Origin of the sequence: Pseudoxanthomonas mexicana (assembly GCF_014397415.1) — a bacterium.
Taxonomy (GTDB): Bacteria; Pseudomonadota; Gammaproteobacteria; order Xanthomonadales; family Xanthomonadaceae; genus Pseudoxanthomonas_A; species Pseudoxanthomonas_A mexicana.
The window spans coordinates 2,718,607-2,735,405 of the sequence record NZ_CP060731.1 but is presented as its reverse complement, the minus strand read 5'-3'; the positions used below and the strand labels follow the sequence as shown (position 1 = coordinate 2,735,405).

Here is a 16,799-nt window from a genome sequence, read left to right as displayed (position 1 = left end):
CCGCTGAAGCGTTAGTTCTTGTCTTCGACTAGAACCGGTGGATCCACCTCGTCGATCGTCAATTCCTCGATTGCATCCTCAAGTTCGTCCCCGGGTTGATAGTCGTCAGCAAGCTTGATGCGCAACCTGCCATTGACCCACAGGGCGGCTTCCTCGTCGGCCTCCACTACGTAGTCGTTGTGGTAGCTATAACTGCCGCCTCGGTTATCGATCTCCTCCACGTCCCATTTCGGCACGTAGTAGGTGATGTTGAACTCCCCTTCCCCTGAGAAGGGCACCACGAAGACCATGTCGCCGTGATAGCTCGCACTGTCCCAATCGAATTCGATGTCGTACAAGCTGCCAAACATGTAGATGTAGGCTTCGCGGTCATCACCGGGAATGCTGGGCGAGCTGAAGTGGGTGCTGGCCAAATCTTCAGCGCCGTGATCGGAGACATACTCGGTTAGTGCGTTCGGTAGGTCGGCTGCAAAGGCCTTAAGCCGTTGCAACAACTTTGTCGCATTCTCCGCAGCCTCTTGCTGGGCTATGACGGCTTGAATCTGCGGCGACGCCACAAAGCTGTTGAGGTCGGCGTAGTGCGTAATGTTGGCGATACCGCCGACAGACGCGGAGAGAGTCGCGTCCTTGCATACAAAGACGATGGGGCCTTGCTGTGCCAGGTCGACTACCTGTTGGTACAGCAGCGCATCAGGAATGTCATCTCGCTTCTTGGCTGATTTGAACGGTGGGCCGCCGGTGAAGTAGTTCAGCATGGCCGCCACGGCATGGTCGCCATTGAGCGCCAGTTCGCTCACTCCATGGGCCTGCTGCCACTCGGCAAAGCTCGCTGCGTGGGAGCCGATTACTTCCGGCTTCCGTGTCTTGAACTTTTCCCGAAGGGTATCGAGTTCAGCTCGAAGATCCTTGGGAATAGGGCCGCGTGCCAACTGCTTGCTGGCCTTCTCGAACTCTGCGATTACTTTGGCGGCGTTGGCATCGAGCTGCGTCTCGAATTCGCGCTTTACGATGTGAGGAAGCAGCACCTCCGTGTGCCCGTTGGTGCACAAGGTACTCAGCGTCTTGAACCCCTGCCCTTGCCGGAATCGGTCGCTGGTGTACACGTTTGTATCCAGGATGACTTTCAGTGGCATGGTGAGGGGCGTCCTGATGTCGGCTACTAGCAATGATAGAGCGTCCTGGCACATCACCGCATGTGAGTCGTGTTGGGCGGCTTGCCGAGAACGCGAGCCGGGGGGCTGTGTTCGATTGAAAACACGCTGTCGCCCCGCTAGTGTCTGCTCCACTGCGCTAACCAACTGCCTGCATTCATGGAAGCCGAAGCCCAGCTCTACTGTGCATTAATGACCGATGCCAAACAGCGCGTCGGGCTCATACGTCAGTTGGATGCGGGCGAGTTCTCCACCTCGCGTACCGAATTCGACCTTGAGTTGGCCTGCCTCAGTCTGCGCCGTGTGCTCGAGCTCATCGCGTTTTCGTCCTTGGCCGCGAACAAGGACGCCTACGCCAAGCATCACCAGGACTTTGGCCATCATTGGAAGGCCGAGCGCATCTTGAAGAAGCTGGAATTGATCAACCCGGACTTCTTTCCGGTTCCCGTCTCGGGTGTAGGCTCCGGGCATCTGGTCCCAGTCGATACTCCCGCCCTGACACGCTCAGACTTCACCCTGCTCTATGACGTCACCAGTGAAGTCCTGCATACCTGGAATCCATACAAGCCCGGCCCCCGAGTGATCGATCTGGTCCGGCCCGTCAAAGAATGGGCGGAACTGATCTGGCAATTGCTGAGCGTGCACATGTTGCAGGTGGCGGAGAGTGAGAAGCGACTGATCGTACAAATGCATCACCCCGACGATGGACAGGTGCATGTGTATGTAGCCGAGCCGCGTTAAGTCTCCGCCTCCGCGCCCGTGAGGTGCCGGGCAAATCCAGCCCGCCCCGCTATCAAGCTCTCAGTGTGGGTTCGTCCCTAGCAGGCCGTGGGCTTACGTGTGCCGGACGCCTTCTCGAGGCTCTTCAGCACGTCCTTTCTCTGACGAAGCGAGAGCCCATTCCACTGCAGCAGCAGCTGCGCCAACAGCTCGTCCTCGGTGTAGAGAAATGCTGCAGGTATGCCCAGTGCCTCAGCCAGTTGCTTGGCTGTCTTGAGCTGGGGCTCATGCTTGCCCCGTTCGTACTGGTTGATGCGCGGAGAGGCCACGGCGGGGTCCATGCCGGCAAGGATGCCGAGCTGTTTCTGCGACAGCCCGGCACGCTCGCGCGCAAACGCGAGCCGTTGTGCGAAAACCGGGTGTTCTGCTGTCCGCCTGGCCACTTTTGCCCCCTCAAGGAAGCAATAAGGATGGCGGAAGTGACGGGCACTTGGATACTAAGATATTCTTAGAGGGTAGGCAACGGCCCTCCCGGGCCAGCAGCCCTGAGATCGATCGGCCTGGGTGCCTTTGTCGGATCATGAACAGCACAAAGCCGCTCCTTGCTGACGCAAGCCGCCCCGACGCGCCGATCATTAGCGATGTCCAACACCTGGGCGCCCGTGGTGCGCTCTACCTGCTTTCGCTCGTACATGCCCACAACACGCGCGCTCGGCTAGCGCCCACGCCTCAGGCGACTCATGCCCTGCTTTCCGTACTGGTGATGCTGGGCCTGATCCGCGTCGACCCCCAGTTGCAGCCAGATAGCAACATCGTGGCTGGCGAGAAGATCGCATGGACCTACACCTGGACCCAGACCCCCTTCACTGAACTGGAGGGCTGCCTTAAGCACTACCTGACGAGCAATGGTCGTCAATCGGCATACGCGACGAGTTGGCTGGAGATATGGCAGGAGCTGATACCCCAGGAAGTAACGGCCTACCTCCAGCATCAGTTGCGTATCCACCAATTCGGTGACGTCTTTCTCTCTGAGTTGGCTCCGATCCTGGCGCGTGACGAAAGTCAGTACGGCTTGGGGCATTGGCGCTATGCCTGCTGGGCGGCCGTGCGCAGCATGGCTTCCGTGTCGCTGCAGTATCCAGGCAATGCGGAGATATTGAAGTTCACTCTGAGCAGTGAGCTGCCGCGTCGGCTCAGGTACGCTCGGGCCGCGATGGACGGCAAGCTATGCTTCTCACCCTCGCATTCGCTCCCCGACAGTGCACTTACTCAGGTGTTCTCGACGATTGCGACTGATCTTGGCGATACCTTCTGGATGTCTCCACCGGCACTAGGGTTGATCTGAGACGGAACCTACCCAAGAGGGTGTCAGGACCGGCTCCCTTTGCCCGATTTGAGTCGGCCCCTGGGTTTGCCTTGCCTACGCTGACTTCTAAGGTCGGCCGCCTGCTTGGCCTTCAGCGTACGCAACTTACTGTTCGTGGCCTCCGCTACGGCTGCTAGTTCGTCGTATAGCCCAGGTCTTCCGCCTCTAAGCTGCAAGAACAACTGGCGATGGGTTTCCGAAAAGTCCAAACGTCCGCCTGCTACGAGGTAACGCGCTTGCTTCCCGCCCACATAGAGCGTCCAGCCAACAGCGAAGATTGAGAGCTGCAACCAGAGCGAGGCAGGGCCTGAGAACTGCCCCGAATGGATGCGCACAAGCAGAAGGCAGCACGCCGTCATCAGCATGACGTGGACGGCCGCCATCAGCCAGATCATGCGCTTCTTGGGACGAAAAGCCAGCGTGGCGGAATGAGGCAAGACCAAGGCGTAGATGCCGGCCAAGAAGAACGGCACTGCCGAGAGCCCGATATCGATGTTCGATAGGACGTATTGCTGGGCAGAAGCGCTCAGGATCACGTAGATCACCAAGCTGTTACTTGCTGTTATCAGAAGGTCATAGTGCAGCGACTTGTAGAACTTCTGCAGGTAGACCGTGTTGCGGCCTCGCGCAGACGAAACCATATCAGTGGCGTAAAGGAAGGCGGTGGTGGCCGCGAGCGTGCCAGACAGTGGACCGGCCAGCCTTTCGTAGACATCCGGTTGCCATAATTCATGGCAATGACCGAGGTGTTTATGGGCAACAGCAAGCAGTACACGGATGAGTTCCGTGCCGAAGCGGTGAAGCAGGTGATCGAGCGTGGCTTCACGGTCGTGGATGTCGCCTCCCGGATCGGGATTCCCAAGCACACGTTGTATGGCTGGGTGCAGGCGGCCAAGAAGACGGTACCGGCCCCTGGAGCCACGGTTGCGCCGAGCGACTCGGCCGAGATCCGACGGCTCAAGGCTGAGCTGCGGCGGGTGACCGAGGAGCGCGACATCCTAAAAAAAGCCGCCGCGTACTTTGCCAAGGGGTAAGGGCGAAGTACGCGTTCATGCGCGCGCACGCCCGGGAGTTCCGCTTGGTGGCGATGTGCCGGGTGCTTGGCGTGCAGCGCAGCGGCTACTACGCCTGGCTGCGCCATGGCGCCAGCGCTCGTGAGCGCGAAGATCAGCGTCTGCTGGGGCTGATCAAGCACCACTGGCTGGCCAGCGGCACGGTGTATGGCTATCGCAAGATCACCCTGGACCTGCGCGAGGCCGGCGAGCAATGCAGTCGGCACCGCGTCTTGCGGTTGATGAGGGCAGAAGGTCTGCGTGCCCAAGTCGGCTATGGCCGCAAGCCGCGTCATCGCGGCGGCCCGGCGGGCGTGGTGGCCAACGTGCTCAACCGGGACTTCGGGCCACAGGCACCGAACAAGGTCTGGGTCACGGACATCACCTACATCCGGACCTACGAGGGCTGGCTGTTCCTGGCGGCGGTGATGGACCTGTATTCGCGCCAGATCGTGGGTTGGGCAACCGCTTCGACGATGACCAGCGATCTGGTGCTGCAGGCACTGGTGGCGGCGGCTTGGCGGCGCAAGCCCGGTCCTGGCGTGATGGTGCACTCCGACCAGGGCTGTCAGTTCACCAGCAGCGATTGGCAGTCGTTCCTGAAAGCGCACCGGATGGTGCCGAGCATGAGCCGACGCGGGAACTGCCACGACAACGCCGTGGCCGAGAGTTTCTTCAGCGTCTTGAAGAAGGAGCGGATCAAGCGGCGGATCTACCCGACACGCGCCATGGCGGCATCGGACGTGTTTGACTACATCGAGATGTTCTACAACCCGATCCGCCGGCATGGTTCCGCTGGCGGACTGTCACCGGTAGAGTTTGAAAGGCGCTACGCGCAGAGCGGCGACTGAGTGTCTACAGAACTCTGGCCGGTCCAGGAGCGCGGCTGGCTCGCCGCGGCCTGCGGTTGCTACGGCTTGCTCGCCGGCATCGGTTGCCTGACGGCTTATGCGACAGGGCTGATTTCACTGGACGTGGCGGGGATGACGGCGGTGGTCCTTGCCCAAAGCCTGTGGTCATCCCTACTCGGTCTGTGGGTAGTGCGGACGCCAACGGCTTGAGCGGCCGCCAAACAGTCAGGCCTAGGTCCGCTAGCGCGTCCCTGCCCTTCTTTCATAGACAGCTCGAGCGCGACACGGTTGACCAAAAAAAGACCCCCGGCATTTGCCGGGGGTCTCGGTAGTTACGCATCTATGACGTTGAGTCTTTCAGCTACTTCAAGCGACCGACATCACCAACCGCTTGCCCATCGCCGAAAGTGCATCGGAAATGGTATCGATCTTTGTTGCGTGATGCAGGTCAACGATCCGGTTCACAACTTGCGGGCTTGTTCCAAGCTTACGTGCCAGTTGAGCCGCGGTGACCTTCTCCCGAAGCATTTCGTTCAGGAGAAGAACTTTTGCAGACAGACTCGCGGAAAGGTCGATCTCGACCTCTCCACGTTTTGCTTTTGAGGGCGTTGGGACTTCTCTGCGGTCTTCAAAATAGAAGTCCATCGCGGTCGCGAGAGCATCGCGAGCCATATCGATGGCTTCCTCCATTGTTGATCCTGACGTTAGGGCTTCAGGGATATCCCTAAAGCTGACGACGTATCCGGTGCCGTCAGGAAGGATCCTGGCGGGATAGCGATACATGGGGACGGCTCCTCGGTTTTCTCTCTTGTCTGGTTGACATGCCGGTTTGCTAACGCCGCCCCCTTATGGGGGCGGCTCCACAATTCCCAATTGCTTCAGTATTGCCTTAACAAGTACATCAGGAATCTGAGTATGGCGAGGCAACGTAGATTGCTTGCCTTGGTAGTACAGCTTCGTGTGCCTGGATCCTTCAATCATCTGCACACCCAAACTGACCAACCACCGCCGTAACAAACGGCTGTTCAATGGTTCCTCGAATTAAGTGATTGATTGGACTGGGAAAGGTTCGGCCATGGGTTAGGTTCCGGGAAAGGGTGACTGACAGAATACGCAAAAATGCTTATGTGTCAACATTTTTGCTTATGGCGTCAGATCAGGCTCGGTCATGCCATCTGAGGCCCACGCTTCGACGCGCAAGAATGTCAGGGCGCTGGCACATCGAAAGGTTCTAACGCAGGCAAGACATCATCGAATTCCTGATGCAGTGTGGCCATAAAGTCCGAAACGTCAGGATCCAGCGTGATCTCGACCAGAACGATCAACGTCAGGAATGAGAGCGCGTTGGAGTTCTTCTGCATGTCGATCAGCAGGCTGATCGGATAGCCATCACGATTGCGCGCAAAAGGATGGATGCCGCCGTGCACGAAGGAATTCAATCCATCCCCCAACCGCGAACGCGCTTTGGCGAGCAGGGCCGCCGTGCCGCGCGGCCCACGCTTTTCCAGTCGCGCCAGCATCTCGGGAACGGCGGGCAGCTTCTTGGCGGCCTGCTGACTTTGGGCGCTCAGAGGCGCGATCAGGCGATCCAGATCCGATGGGCTTGCCGCATGCTTCGCCCATACGGCCCGTACCAGGCTTTCGAACTGGGGGCGAATCAGGGCAATGGCCGACGCCGGGAACGCGCCCAAGAGAGACTGGATCGCCACGGCATGCTCAATGGCCAGTGAGCACAGGCCTTCAGCGGCATGTGAGGGCGGATCATTCGGCCGCTCCACCGATTGCCAGGCCGAGACGATCAGGGCGGTCAGTTCCCCCGAGCGCTGGATGATCTGAGCAAGATCTTCGGTGGGCCCGACGTGGGGTGAATCGGCTGTCATTCGGCGCAGGTTCTAGGAAACGATCAGGGACATCAGATGGTAGCCCCCGAATGTCATGAGCAGAGAGCCCACTACATGGGTGACTACGGTCGCGGCTGCCCAGCCCGTGCGTCCCTGCTGCAGCATGAGAACAACCTCGGCAGAGAAAGCCGAGAAGGTCGTCAGCCCGCCGCAGAAGCCGGTGGCCACCAGCAGCTTCCATTCCGGGCTGGCGGCCGGGAACTTCAGGAAGAATGCCATCGCCATGCCGACGATGAATCCGCCCACAAGGTTTACCAGCAGCGTACCCAAGGGAAGGTTCGGGAGCAGGTGATTGAGCTTGATGGCCAGGAGCCAGCGAGCGACACATCCCAGTGATCCGCCTACAACGACGGCAAGAAGAGAGCTGTACATGAGATTTTCCAGGCAGGGAGTGAGTGCTGGAAAAGGACGCAGTAGCCTACGACCCTTCCCAGGGTTACGTAGGCATCATCAGCCAGAGGCGGTTTAGGAGGAATGCCATCTCCTTTGTCTCATCTTACGCCATGGCGATCTCGGCGAGGCGATCGCACACGCCGGCGCCCTGCCCCTGAGCCGAGAGCCCCACCCAAGCGCCTGCGGCAACGTCCGCCAACGCCGCTAAGTGATCCTCGTCGACAAGCACTGAGCTCTAATCGCTGGGCATTGGCGGTAAACCCAAATGTGGCCACACCGTCACAACCGCGATGACACATGCAAGGAAGGACACGATACAGACGCCCGCAAAGCAGCATGCAACCAGTAGTAGCTTCCGTATAGATAGACCACTGAGGCCATGTTGCTTCAGATCTCTGGCAAGGATCCACATCACAGGAAGGAAGATGCCGGCCACGAGCGCCATCGAAATGACGACAGCAGATGCCGTGGCCGACAGGGAAACTGCGAGGACCCCGTACATCGGTCCAAGGATCAGGCCGGCGGCCAGGATGCGGCCGGTCGGGAAGCCATGCCGATCAGAGGATATGGCGGCAGCCGCCGTCGATGAGGGTGCCCCGCTTTCTGGTGAAGGATCCATTGGCCCCCTATCGAGAAGGATGGCGGGAATCTGTATGAGTATGCCGGACGCGTTGCTCTCACCAGCGCTTGAAGGGTGATCGATGGTGATAGATCTTGTTGGCGTGGTGGTCGAAGATGACGGAGTAATGGTTACGCAGTCTTTCGAACAGGGTGACCGCCAGTGAGCCCTCTTTTCCGTCTTTGCGAGAGACAGCATAGCGATGCAGTGCGCCCAGTACGGTGTCGGGTACACAGCAGCAGGGTGTCGCTCCCTTGGACACGATGTTGACCTCCGGCGCCTGCAACGGTCGACGCTGGTTCTTGGTTTCCAGCTCCGTGTAGGCGCGGGTCACCGCCCCCTGCACGTCTGCCTTCGAGACCTTTGAACGGTTCTCCTCAACGTGTATCGCGATCTCTGCATCATCAGCAATCTTCAGGGCTGTCTCGAGAATCTCGCAAAGCAGGTCGGTGTAGGTCGTGGTGTACTCGCTTGGGCTAGTCAGCGGCGCCATAGCGACCATGACCCTGACAGGCGAGGCGGCGATAAGCTTGACCACGGCCTCACGCTGGGACCACGTCGCATCGCTCCAATGCAACCCCTTCTGGATGATGGACAGCGGATCGGCTGTCCCGAACGCATCTCCGGCCTCTTCGGCGAACAGCGTCCGTAGTTCTGTATCCAACCGGCCAGGCTCCAGAACGTCGGCAAGGCAGAGCGCGAGAAGCCGTGTGCCATCCGGATGGACGATCTCGGCCTCATCAACGAACCACGAAGCAGGTCGCAGCTGGATGACGGGCCTGGGCTCGAATGATTTGGCGATGTCATTCTCGTCGCATACCTTTTTCCAGGCAGCGCGCAGTCGATGCGCCAGACGCGGTTCGATGCTGGATACATAGTTGACCGTGCCATCCAGACGATTGACGTTGTGCTGCTCGGTGCCCCCCTCGCCGCCCCGCGATAGATGCTCCAGGAAGCCGAACTTCTCGATGTAGTAGAGCTCCTGCCTGAGCTTGTGCTTCATCGCGCGCGGGGCGTGGGGCGCGGCCTTGTCGGCCACGCTCAGGCCGGTGACGTAGTGCTTCTGGCCGAGCTTTGAGGTGCGGAACTTGCTCTTGTTCAGTCGGAAGAAGTGACGCTTGAGTACCGTTTCGATGATCTCTCGTGTGGGCAGCTCGCCATCGCCGGACAACGTAATGTCATCGGCATAGCGTGTGTAGGTGAGCCCCCACTCCTTGGCCAACGCACTCAAATCGTGGTCCAGGGGCGTTGCCACCAGGTTGGCGATCATCGGGCTGGCGTTAAGTCCCAAAGGAAGCGAGCCTTCGATGGTCAGGAAGCGCCCCAAGGCGTTGGTCACTGCCGGCTGCAAGCCTGCCGCTTCCAGGGCGAGCTCGACGCGCGCCAACGTGATGGAGGGAAAGAAGTCCTGAATATCTGCGCTAAGTAGCCGCTTGGCACCCACGTGGCGTCTTGCGTTGTGTCGTGTGGAGCGGCCTTTGACGTAGCCAAAGGCGGCCTCATGGGGAAACAGGGCGCCGGGCCGGGAGAGGTAACGCTCCAGAACCCGGGCGGCAGACTTGTGGGCATGCTTGATGACCGGGCTGTGCGCTTCCCACACGACGCGGTACTTGCTCAGATCAAAGCTATCGAGCGAGAGCGTGACGATCCCCCGAGCGTCCTCAACAGGCACCGAGGGCAATGCACGGACGGCCCGCTTGGGGATCAGATGCCGGCGATAGATGCGCTCAGGCTCGCTGTTGTCTGCGATGAACGTGAAGATCTGCGTCGCAACGCCCAGCGCTTTGGCCAGTTGCTCAACGTTGGCCGGTCGAGCCAACTGCGGGATGTAGTCATCAAGGCTCATAGCAGGGGTGGGCGCCGTGCTGGAGAAGCAAGTGATACCGCGATGGCGGACGCGACTCGCGCCCTGAACCACAGGCAGGGACGCCCACCCCTGAGTCGATAATATCAGCCGACGGGGCTCCCGCTAGCTGCATGCATTCGGCTGTGCCGGAAGAGGATCGCAACGGCACTCAGGGCCTGCGCGGCGGCGTTGATGCATCTGCGACAATGCGACTTCCTTGACCCGGAGATGCCAGCTGATGTCCTTCAAATCCCTCCTGATCGCGCTTGGATTCAGCCTGCTCGTTGCGGTGAGCCCGGTGATGGCTCAAACCCCTACCCGCGCCGCCGCCTTGGCACCTGCCGGCGCACCGGCTCTGGGACCGGTGAGTGCGCCGGTCACGATCGTGGAGTTCTTGGACCCGGCCTGCGAGTCCTGCCGTGCGATGTATCCCCACGTGAAGCAACTGCTGGCCGCCCATCCTAAGGACGTGCGTCTGGTGATCCGCTATGTGCCCTTCCATGGACAGGTCTCCAAGGAAGCGATTGGTGTGCTGGAAGCGGCCCGGGAACAGAAGAAGTTTGAGCCGGTGCTGGAGACCTTGATGCGAAACCAGCCTGTCTGGGCCAGCCATGGCGCGTCGGACCCGAAGAAGGTGTGGGAGTTCGCCGTCGTCGCGGGCCTGGACCGTGCACGCGCAGAGCGCTATCTGGCGACCGGGGTCGTCGAGACCCTGATCAAGCGCGAAGTGGCCGCCGTGGAAGCGGCCGACATTCGCGGCACGCCGACATTCTTCGTCAACGGCAAGCTGCTTTCCGAACTGGGTCCTCAGCAACTGAGCGCGCTCGTGGCAGCCGAACTCCAGCGCACCCGAAAGAAGCCCTGACCTTGGCGCGGCCTGCCGACGTATTCGGCAGGCCGTGACGACGTGGAGAAGGATCTCGACATGGCACTGCCGCGACCGTGAGGTCATCAGCTTGAGGCTGTGGCGCTAGGACCTGTCCTTATAGGCCAACAGACGCAGTGCGTTGAAGACCACCAACAATGTGGAGCCTTCGTGCACGGCCACCGCCGGACCGATGCCGAGCCCGAAAATCGTGGCCGGCACCAGGAAGGCGACGATGCCGAGGCTGACGAAGACGTTTTGGCGGATGATGCCGCGCGTGTGACGACTCAGGCCCACGGCGAATGGCAGGTGCTTCAGGTCATCGGCCATCAACGCCACATCGGCCGTTTCCAGGGCCACGTCCGAGCCGGCCGCGCCCATGGCAATGCCGACAGTGGCGTTGGCCATCGCAGGCGCATCGTTGACGCCGTCGCCAACCATGGCGACCTTGTCCTGATCGCGCAGCTTGCGGATCGCCTCGACCTTGTCTTCGGGCATCAGGTCGCCCCACGCCTCGTCCAGGCCGACCTCCTTGGCCACGGCCTGGGCCACCTTCTGGTGATCGCCGGAGATCATGATCATGCGCTTGATGCCCATTGCCTTCAGGCGCACCAGCGCCTGCTTGGCCGCCTCGCGTGGCGTGTCCATCAAGCCGATCGCGCCGAGCTCCCGATCGCCCAACCGCACGACCATGGTCGTCCTGCCCTGCTCGCGTAACGCGGCGATGGCCGCTGCCGCGGCGGCGCCCAGGGCGGGAACCCCGTCTGCGCCGAACATCTCGGCCTTGCCGATCCATACCGGCTGATCGCCCAGACGGGCTTTGACGCCGCGGCCGATCAGGTTTTCCAAGTCCGAGGCCGTTGGCAACTTGCCCGCATCCAATCGGCTGCGACCATCACGCGCGATCGCGGCCGCCAGCGGATGATCACTCAGCGACTCCACCGCGACCGCCACCTGCAGCAGCTCGGTCTCCGACGCCCCGTCCACCGGCACCACATCGGTGATGCGCGGGCACCCTTCGGTCAGGGTGCCGGTCTTGTCGAAGGCCATCGCCTTCAACGAACCCAGATCCTCCAGCGGCGCACCGCCCTTGATCAGCACGCCCCCACGCGCCGCGCGGGCGATACCGGACAGGACCGCGCTCGGGGTGGCGATGGCCAACGCGCACGGACTGGCGGCCACCAGCACGGCCATGGCGCGATAGAAGCTGTCGCGGAACGGCTCATCCACCACCACCCAGGCAAACAGCAGCAGGAACGCCAGCGCCAGTACCGCAGGCACGAATATCCGCTCGAAGCGATCGGTGAAGCGCTGGGTGGCCGACTTGCGTGTCTCGGCCTCGCTCACCATCTTCACCACCCGCGCCAACGCGGAGTCCTCGGCGCGCTTGGTCACTTCCACTTCGATCGCACCGGCCCCATTGATGGTGCCTCTGAAGACCCGACTGGCCGCATCGACGCTGTCGGGCCGGCTTCGTGCCAGCGCGGCATCTTCCACCGGCCGCTTGTCCACCGGAATGGACTCGCCGGTCACCGGTGCCTGGTTGATGCTGGAGTTGCCCTTCAGCAGGAATCCATCGGCCGGCAGGCGCTCGTTGGGACGCACCAGTACCCGATCACCGAGCTGCAGGTCGCCGACCGGAATCTCGGTGGTGGACTCGCCGCGGATGACGATCGCCGTATCCGGCGCGAGTTCGGCCAGCGCTTCGATGGCGCGCTTGGCGCGTCCCATCGCGTAGTGCTCCAGCGCGTGACCCAAGCTGAAAAGGAACAGCAGCAACGCACCTTCGGCCCAGGAGCCCAGCGCGGCGGCGCCGGCGGCGGCGACCAGCATCAAGGTGTCGATTTCAAAGCGCTTGAGCTTGAGGTTGTCGTAGGCCTCGCGCAGCGTGTAGGCGCCGCCAAAGACATACGCACCGATATAGCAGGCGGTGGGCAACCACCCCGGCAATGAAGCGGCGAACCTCTCGATCAGAAAGCCCACCAGCAGCAACACACCACAGGTCAGGGCGAAGATCAGCTCGGTGTTGGGGCCGAGCAGGCCGCCGGTGTGGTCGTGGTCGTGCTTCTCCTCTCCGTGCTCCCCTTGTTTGCCGTCATGAGCATGACCGGCATGATCCTCGTGCTGGGACGGCTTGCCCGTCACCACGCGTGTAACGCCCATGCGCTTGAGAGAGGCCTCCAACCCGCCCTCGTCGATCTTCTCGCGCTCGAACTCCAGGTACACCGTGCCGGCCGAGCTGGCGCGGGCCTCCAGCACGCCGAACACCGAGCTCATCTGTTCGGCCACCGTGCGGGCGCGTCGCTCATGTCCGATGCCGGTGACCGTCCAGGTGAGGTGGCCGAAGCTTTCGGTGACACGTGCGCCCGCGGCCTGGGCCAGCTCGCGAATGCGGGCCAGCGACATCACCTGCGGATCGAAGTGCACGCACAGCTGGCCCAGCCCCTCCCCTTCGGCAGGTCGAATGTGGACGCGATCCACACCGGGGCGTGCGAGCAGTTCGCTCTGCAGGCGCTCGATGCACGCATCGGCGGCATCCCGCACGTGGGGAAGCACAACGGGAATGTCCAGGCGCAACTTGCCAGGGGAGGTATCCATATCGATCTCGTAAGTGCTGCGCAGATGAACCTGAGTGTCCACAGCGCAAGTGAGTGCCACGCGACAGCACGGTCGTTGCGACCGGCGCACGCGATCCCGAAGCAGCGGCTACGCCAAGGCGGCGTGCGCTGGCGCGATCACGCGATGGGTGGGCGTAAGGGGTGCGTAGAGCGCTGGGCCAGCGCCAGGACCGCGGCGATGGGCGTATAGGCCTGGCCGGGGATGAGCGGCCCAGGGGCCGGGAAGTCCGGCAGGATCACCGCGTGTGCGCACACGTCCGAGTGATGGAACAGGCTGTGCGCTCCCTTGGCGTGCTCATCGGGCACCTCGCCCTTGGCATCGTGCGCATGCGCGGCTGCGCGCAGGTGCGGCGCGCTGTGCTCCAGACCATGCAGCTGCCCGAGCTGGGTCAGGACCGGATGGGCCAGCACCGCCGCCACGATCAGCCACAGCGCGCCCAAGGCGAGCCAGGATCGGGGATGGGCGGTCAGAAGGCGCACGCGGGGGTCCCGGGCTGCACGAATGGCCCGACGATACCCAACCCGGTCGCGCACGCCAAGCGCTGTTACACCCTAACGCTGCAGCGCGATGACAGTTTCCTGAATTGCGTGATTGTCTAACGCGCAAGGGACTGACTACCATGCGCGCACCATGACGCGTGCCCTACGCCAACTCAGCCGATTCCTGCGCCTGCCGGCGCTGGCACTGCTGTTGTTCGCGGTGGTGGCCAATCCGGTGCTGGCGGCCGTGGGCGATATCCACGAGTCGGCCCAGGCCGTGGCCGATCATGCCGATCCCGAGCACTGCGATGTCAGCGATGACGCCACCAGCGCGGTGGTTGATCAGGATGCCGGCGATCAGGACGAGGGTTCGGCCGGCGATCTGCTGCACGCGCTGGTCCATGGCGCCCATGCCTGCGGCCACCCGGTGGCTATTCCCTCGCCCGCCCTTGTGGTCGAACCGCTCGCTCCTCAGGCGATCGCGCCTGTGCACGAGATCCAGCCGCTGGATTCCCTGCAGCCGCTGTCCCTGACCCGTCCTCCGATTACGGCCTAACGCTGCACGCCGGCTTGCCGGTGCATCGTTTTTTCGCCTAATCGGAGATACCTCATGTGGTTGCGACTGGCAGCATGCGCTGCCTTTTTGGTCGTGCCCGTTGCGTACGCGCAGACGGGGACGGCGCCTTCTTCTACCCTTTCGTTGGACGACGCCATCGCGCGCGTTGCCACGACACACCCTGACCTGCGCATCTTCGACGGACGTCGTCAGGTCCTGGATGCCAACTTGGCATCGGCGGCCCTCAAGCCCCCGATGACACTCGGCGCAACCATCGAAAACACGCTCGGCACCGGCAACTATCGCGGTTTCAGCGAGGCCGAGCTCACCGTCACCCTGGCCGGGGTGATCGAGCGCGGCGGCAAGCTCAATGCCCGGCAAGCCCTGGCGTTGGCCAACATTGATACGTTGGCGCCGCAGCGCGAAATGGCACGGCTGGACCTGCTGGCCGAGACGGCGCAGCGCTATCTAGCGGTTACCGCGGCGACCAAGCGCAAGAGCATCGCCGAGTTGGACATCGTCCAACGCAGGCGCGCTGTCGATGCGGCACGTACCCGCCTGACCGCCGGTGCCTCGCCCGAGTCTGTCGTGCTCACCGCACAGGCTGCCTTGGCCACGGCCGAGCTGGATCGGGATCGTGCCATTGCCGATGAAGCGGCCACGCGCCAGAACCTGGCGGCCCTGTGGAATGAGCGCACGCCCAGCTTCACCGTGGCCGCGGGCAATCCCTTGGTGCTGCCGGAACTGCAGAGCTTCGATGCACTGAGTGACTACCTGCAGAACACGCCCGAACTCGCTGAGTTGGCGGGTGTGGAGCGTGTGCGTGAGGCTCAGCTACGCCTGGCCCGCACGCAAGCAACGCCTGATCTGCAGTGGCAGGCCGGTGGACGCTACAACCGTGCCACCAGCGATGTGGGGTTCATGGCCGGCATCAGCATTCCGCTGGGGTCGGCACGCCGTGCCGCACCGGGCATCCGGGCGGCTGAAGCCGAACTGGCCATGACGCCGATCGAACGCGAGTCCCTGCGCATCGATCTGTACTCCGCGCTCACCAACGCCTACGGCAATTACTCCACGGCACGGTTGGAAGTCGGTCGCCTGCGTACCGACGTGATCCCGCGCTTGGAGAAGGCTGAGAAGGCCGCCGAGTACGCGTGGAAAGCCGGTGCGATCAGCTATCTGGAGTGGTCGCAGCTGCAGGCGCAACGCGTGGAAGCCAGCGTGCGCCAGCTGCAAGTGGCCGTCGATGCACAAGCTGCCCTGATCGAGATCCAGCGCCTGACCGGGCAGCCGATCGTCGCCAGCGGCACCACCACCCCATAAGGATTTCCACATGAAGAACGTTGCAAAGATTGCAGCTCCGACGTTGCTGCTGGGCGCTGTCCTGATGCTGGCCGCTTGCGGTGGTTCCAAGGACGCCACGGAAGAGAAAACGGCGCCTGCCAAAGAGGCCAGCGCTAAGGGCGACGATCACGGCGCCGAAGGCGAAGCCGGGCACGAGGAAGGGGAAGCTGGCCACGGTGAGGAAGCCGGCGGTCATGAAGAAGAAGGTGCCGAGAAGACCACGATCCCGCAGGAAGAAGCTGACAAGAGTGGCGTGAAAGTGGCCAAGGTCAGTGAGGGTGCCATCAAGAACGAACTGGAAGTCCAAGGCGTGCTGACGCCGATGGAAGGCGGCGTGGCCCAGGTCACTGCGCGCTACCCGGGCGTGGTGCGTGCCCTGCGCGCCAACGTGGGCGATACCGTGCGTCAAGGCCAGGCGCTGGCCGTGGTGCACAGCAATCTCAGCCTCACCACCTACACCATCACCGCACCGATCAGCGGCGTTGTCCTCAGTCGACAAGGCAGTGTCGGTGGCGTAGCCGCCGAAGGCCAGCCGCTGTTTGAGATCGGCAACCTGTCCAAGGTGTGGGTCGACCTGCACGTGTTCGGGGCCGATGCGCAGTACCTGCGTCCGGGCGTGGCCGTCACGGTCAGTCGCCTGTACGACAACGTCAGCGCTACGACGACCATCGAACGCGTGCTGCCTAGCACGTCAACGGCGAGCCAGAGCCTGGTCGCCCGTGCCGCACTGCCCAACGAGGATGGCTTCTGGCGTCCAGGCACTGCAGTCAAAGCGCAAATCACGATGTCCACCAGCGATGCGGGCGTTGTGATTCCGCAGTCGGCCATCCAGAGCATGGACGGCAAGGACGTGGTGTTTGTGCGTGACGGCGATACCTACACGGCGCGGCCGGTGAAGCTGGGTGATCGTGACTCCACGCAAGTGGCCGTGCTGGAAGGCGTGAAGGCCGGCGAGGACATCGTGGTGACCCAGAGCTACCTGGTCAAGGCGGACATCGAAAAGTCCGGCGCGACACACGCGCACTAAGGAGACCGTC

Annotated in this window: 17 protein-coding genes and 1 riboswitch; of the genes, 7 read left to right on the top strand and 10 right to left on the bottom strand. The window is 62.3% G+C overall.

Annotated elements, in window-relative coordinates; genetic code table 11:
* Positions 1–11: 11 nt before the first annotated feature.
* On the bottom strand, positions 12–1,133 hold the full coding sequence (locus IAE60_RS12825; protein ID WP_187572551.1) for a PIN domain-containing protein: 1,122 nt from the start codon (positions 1,131–1,133) through the stop codon (positions 12–14).
* 177 nt (positions 1,134–1,310) lie between these two features.
* Between IAE60_RS12825 and IAE60_RS12820 the strand changes: the two genes are divergently transcribed.
* A complete protein-coding gene (locus tag IAE60_RS12820; RefSeq protein WP_187572550.1) occupies positions 1,311–1,892 on the top strand; it encodes a hypothetical protein in 582 nt (193 codons plus the stop codon).
* A 77-nt stretch (positions 1,893–1,969) separates the two neighbouring features.
* On the opposite strand, the gene IAE60_RS12815 is transcribed toward IAE60_RS12820, so the two are convergent.
* Entirely contained in the window at positions 1,970–2,314 is a 345-nt protein-coding gene (locus IAE60_RS12815; RefSeq protein ID WP_187572549.1) for a helix-turn-helix domain-containing protein, read from the bottom strand.
* 137 nt (positions 2,315–2,451) lie between these two features.
* On the opposite strand from IAE60_RS12815, the gene IAE60_RS12810 reads away from it, so the two are divergent.
* The gene (locus IAE60_RS12810; protein WP_244966570.1) at positions 2,452–3,216 is read left to right on the top strand and encodes a hypothetical protein; all 765 of its coding nucleotides are present in this window, start codon (positions 2,452–2,454) and stop codon (positions 3,214–3,216) included.
* A 23-nt stretch (positions 3,217–3,239) separates the two neighbouring features.
* Here IAE60_RS12810 and IAE60_RS12805 read toward each other — a convergent pair whose 3' ends face one another.
* The gene (locus tag IAE60_RS12805; protein ID WP_187572548.1) at positions 3,240–3,782 is read right to left on the bottom strand and encodes a hypothetical protein; all 543 of its coding nucleotides are present in this window, start codon (positions 3,780–3,782) and stop codon (positions 3,240–3,242) included.
* Between the two features lie 207 nt (positions 3,783–3,989).
* On the opposite strand from IAE60_RS12805, the gene IAE60_RS12800 reads away from it, so the two are divergent.
* Positions 3,990–5,140 (top strand): IS3 family transposase gene (locus IAE60_RS12800; protein ID WP_229767007.1). Its coding sequence is split into 2 segments (ribosomal slippage): positions 3,990–4,236 and positions 4,236–5,140, totalling 1,152 coding nucleotides; the frame shifts between segments, so codons are not numbered across the junction.
* Positions 5,141–5,506: 366 nt separating this feature from the next.
* Here IAE60_RS12800 and IAE60_RS12795 read toward each other — a convergent pair.
* From IAE60_RS12795 to IAE60_RS12775, 5 genes are all read right to left on the bottom strand, one after another.
* A complete protein-coding gene (locus tag IAE60_RS12795) occupies positions 5,507–5,923 on the bottom strand; it encodes a type II toxin-antitoxin system HicB family antitoxin (protein ID WP_187572547.1) in 417 nt (138 codons plus the stop codon).
* Positions 5,924–5,986: 63 nt separating this feature from the next.
* Positions 5,987–6,121 (bottom strand): hypothetical protein, encoded by a 135-nt coding sequence (locus IAE60_RS19050; protein ID WP_222937125.1) that lies wholly within the window; start codon positions 6,119–6,121, stop codon positions 5,987–5,989.
* A gap of 224 nt (positions 6,122–6,345) precedes the next feature.
* Entirely contained in the window at positions 6,346–7,020 is a 675-nt protein-coding gene (locus tag IAE60_RS12785) for a DUF6988 family protein (RefSeq protein ID WP_187572545.1), read from the bottom strand.
* Between the two features lie 12 nt (positions 7,021–7,032).
* Positions 7,033–7,413, bottom strand: a complete 381-nt coding sequence (crcB, locus tag IAE60_RS12780) for a fluoride efflux transporter CrcB (RefSeq protein ID WP_187572544.1) — start codon at positions 7,411–7,413, stop codon at positions 7,033–7,035.
* 62 nt (positions 7,414–7,475) lie between these two features.
* Positions 7,476–7,535, bottom strand: a riboswitch (Fluoride riboswitch).
* A gap of 576 nt (positions 7,536–8,111) precedes the next feature.
* On the bottom strand, positions 8,112–9,899 hold the full coding sequence (locus IAE60_RS12775) for a reverse transcriptase family protein (protein ID WP_187572543.1): 1,788 nt from the start codon (positions 9,897–9,899) through the stop codon (positions 8,112–8,114).
* A gap of 238 nt (positions 9,900–10,137) precedes the next feature.
* Between IAE60_RS12775 and IAE60_RS12770 the strand changes: the two genes are divergently transcribed.
* Positions 10,138–10,764, top strand: coding sequence for a DsbA family protein (locus tag IAE60_RS12770; RefSeq protein ID WP_187572542.1), 627 nt, complete (start codon positions 10,138–10,140; stop codon positions 10,762–10,764).
* Between the two features lie 105 nt (positions 10,765–10,869).
* Here the strand turns inward: IAE60_RS12770 and IAE60_RS12765 are convergent, their stop codons facing one another.
* Both IAE60_RS12765 and IAE60_RS12760 read right to left on the bottom strand, forming a co-directional pair.
* A complete protein-coding gene (locus IAE60_RS12765) occupies positions 10,870–13,362 on the bottom strand; it encodes a heavy metal translocating P-type ATPase (protein ID WP_187572541.1) in 2,493 nt (830 codons plus the stop codon).
* Between the two features lie 137 nt (positions 13,363–13,499).
* Positions 13,500–13,862, bottom strand: a complete 363-nt coding sequence (locus IAE60_RS12760) for a hypothetical protein (RefSeq protein WP_187572540.1) — start codon at positions 13,860–13,862, stop codon at positions 13,500–13,502.
* A gap of 151 nt (positions 13,863–14,013) precedes the next feature.
* Between IAE60_RS12760 and IAE60_RS12755 the strand changes: the two genes are divergently transcribed.
* From IAE60_RS12755 to IAE60_RS12745, 3 genes are read left to right on the top strand one after another with little or no spacing between them, the layout of a single operon-like run.
* Entirely contained in the window at positions 14,014–14,418 is a 405-nt protein-coding gene (locus IAE60_RS12755) for a hypothetical protein (protein WP_187572539.1), read from the top strand.
* A gap of 54 nt (positions 14,419–14,472) precedes the next feature.
* Positions 14,473–15,741, top strand: coding sequence for a TolC family protein (locus IAE60_RS12750; RefSeq protein ID WP_187572538.1), 1,269 nt, complete (start codon positions 14,473–14,475; stop codon positions 15,739–15,741).
* A 10-nt stretch (positions 15,742–15,751) separates the two neighbouring features.
* Positions 15,752–16,789: an efflux RND transporter periplasmic adaptor subunit gene (locus tag IAE60_RS12745; protein WP_187572537.1), complete on the top strand. Its 1,038-nt coding sequence runs from the start codon at positions 15,752–15,754 to the stop codon at positions 16,787–16,789.
* The last annotated feature ends 10 nt before the right edge of the window (positions 16,790–16,799 follow it).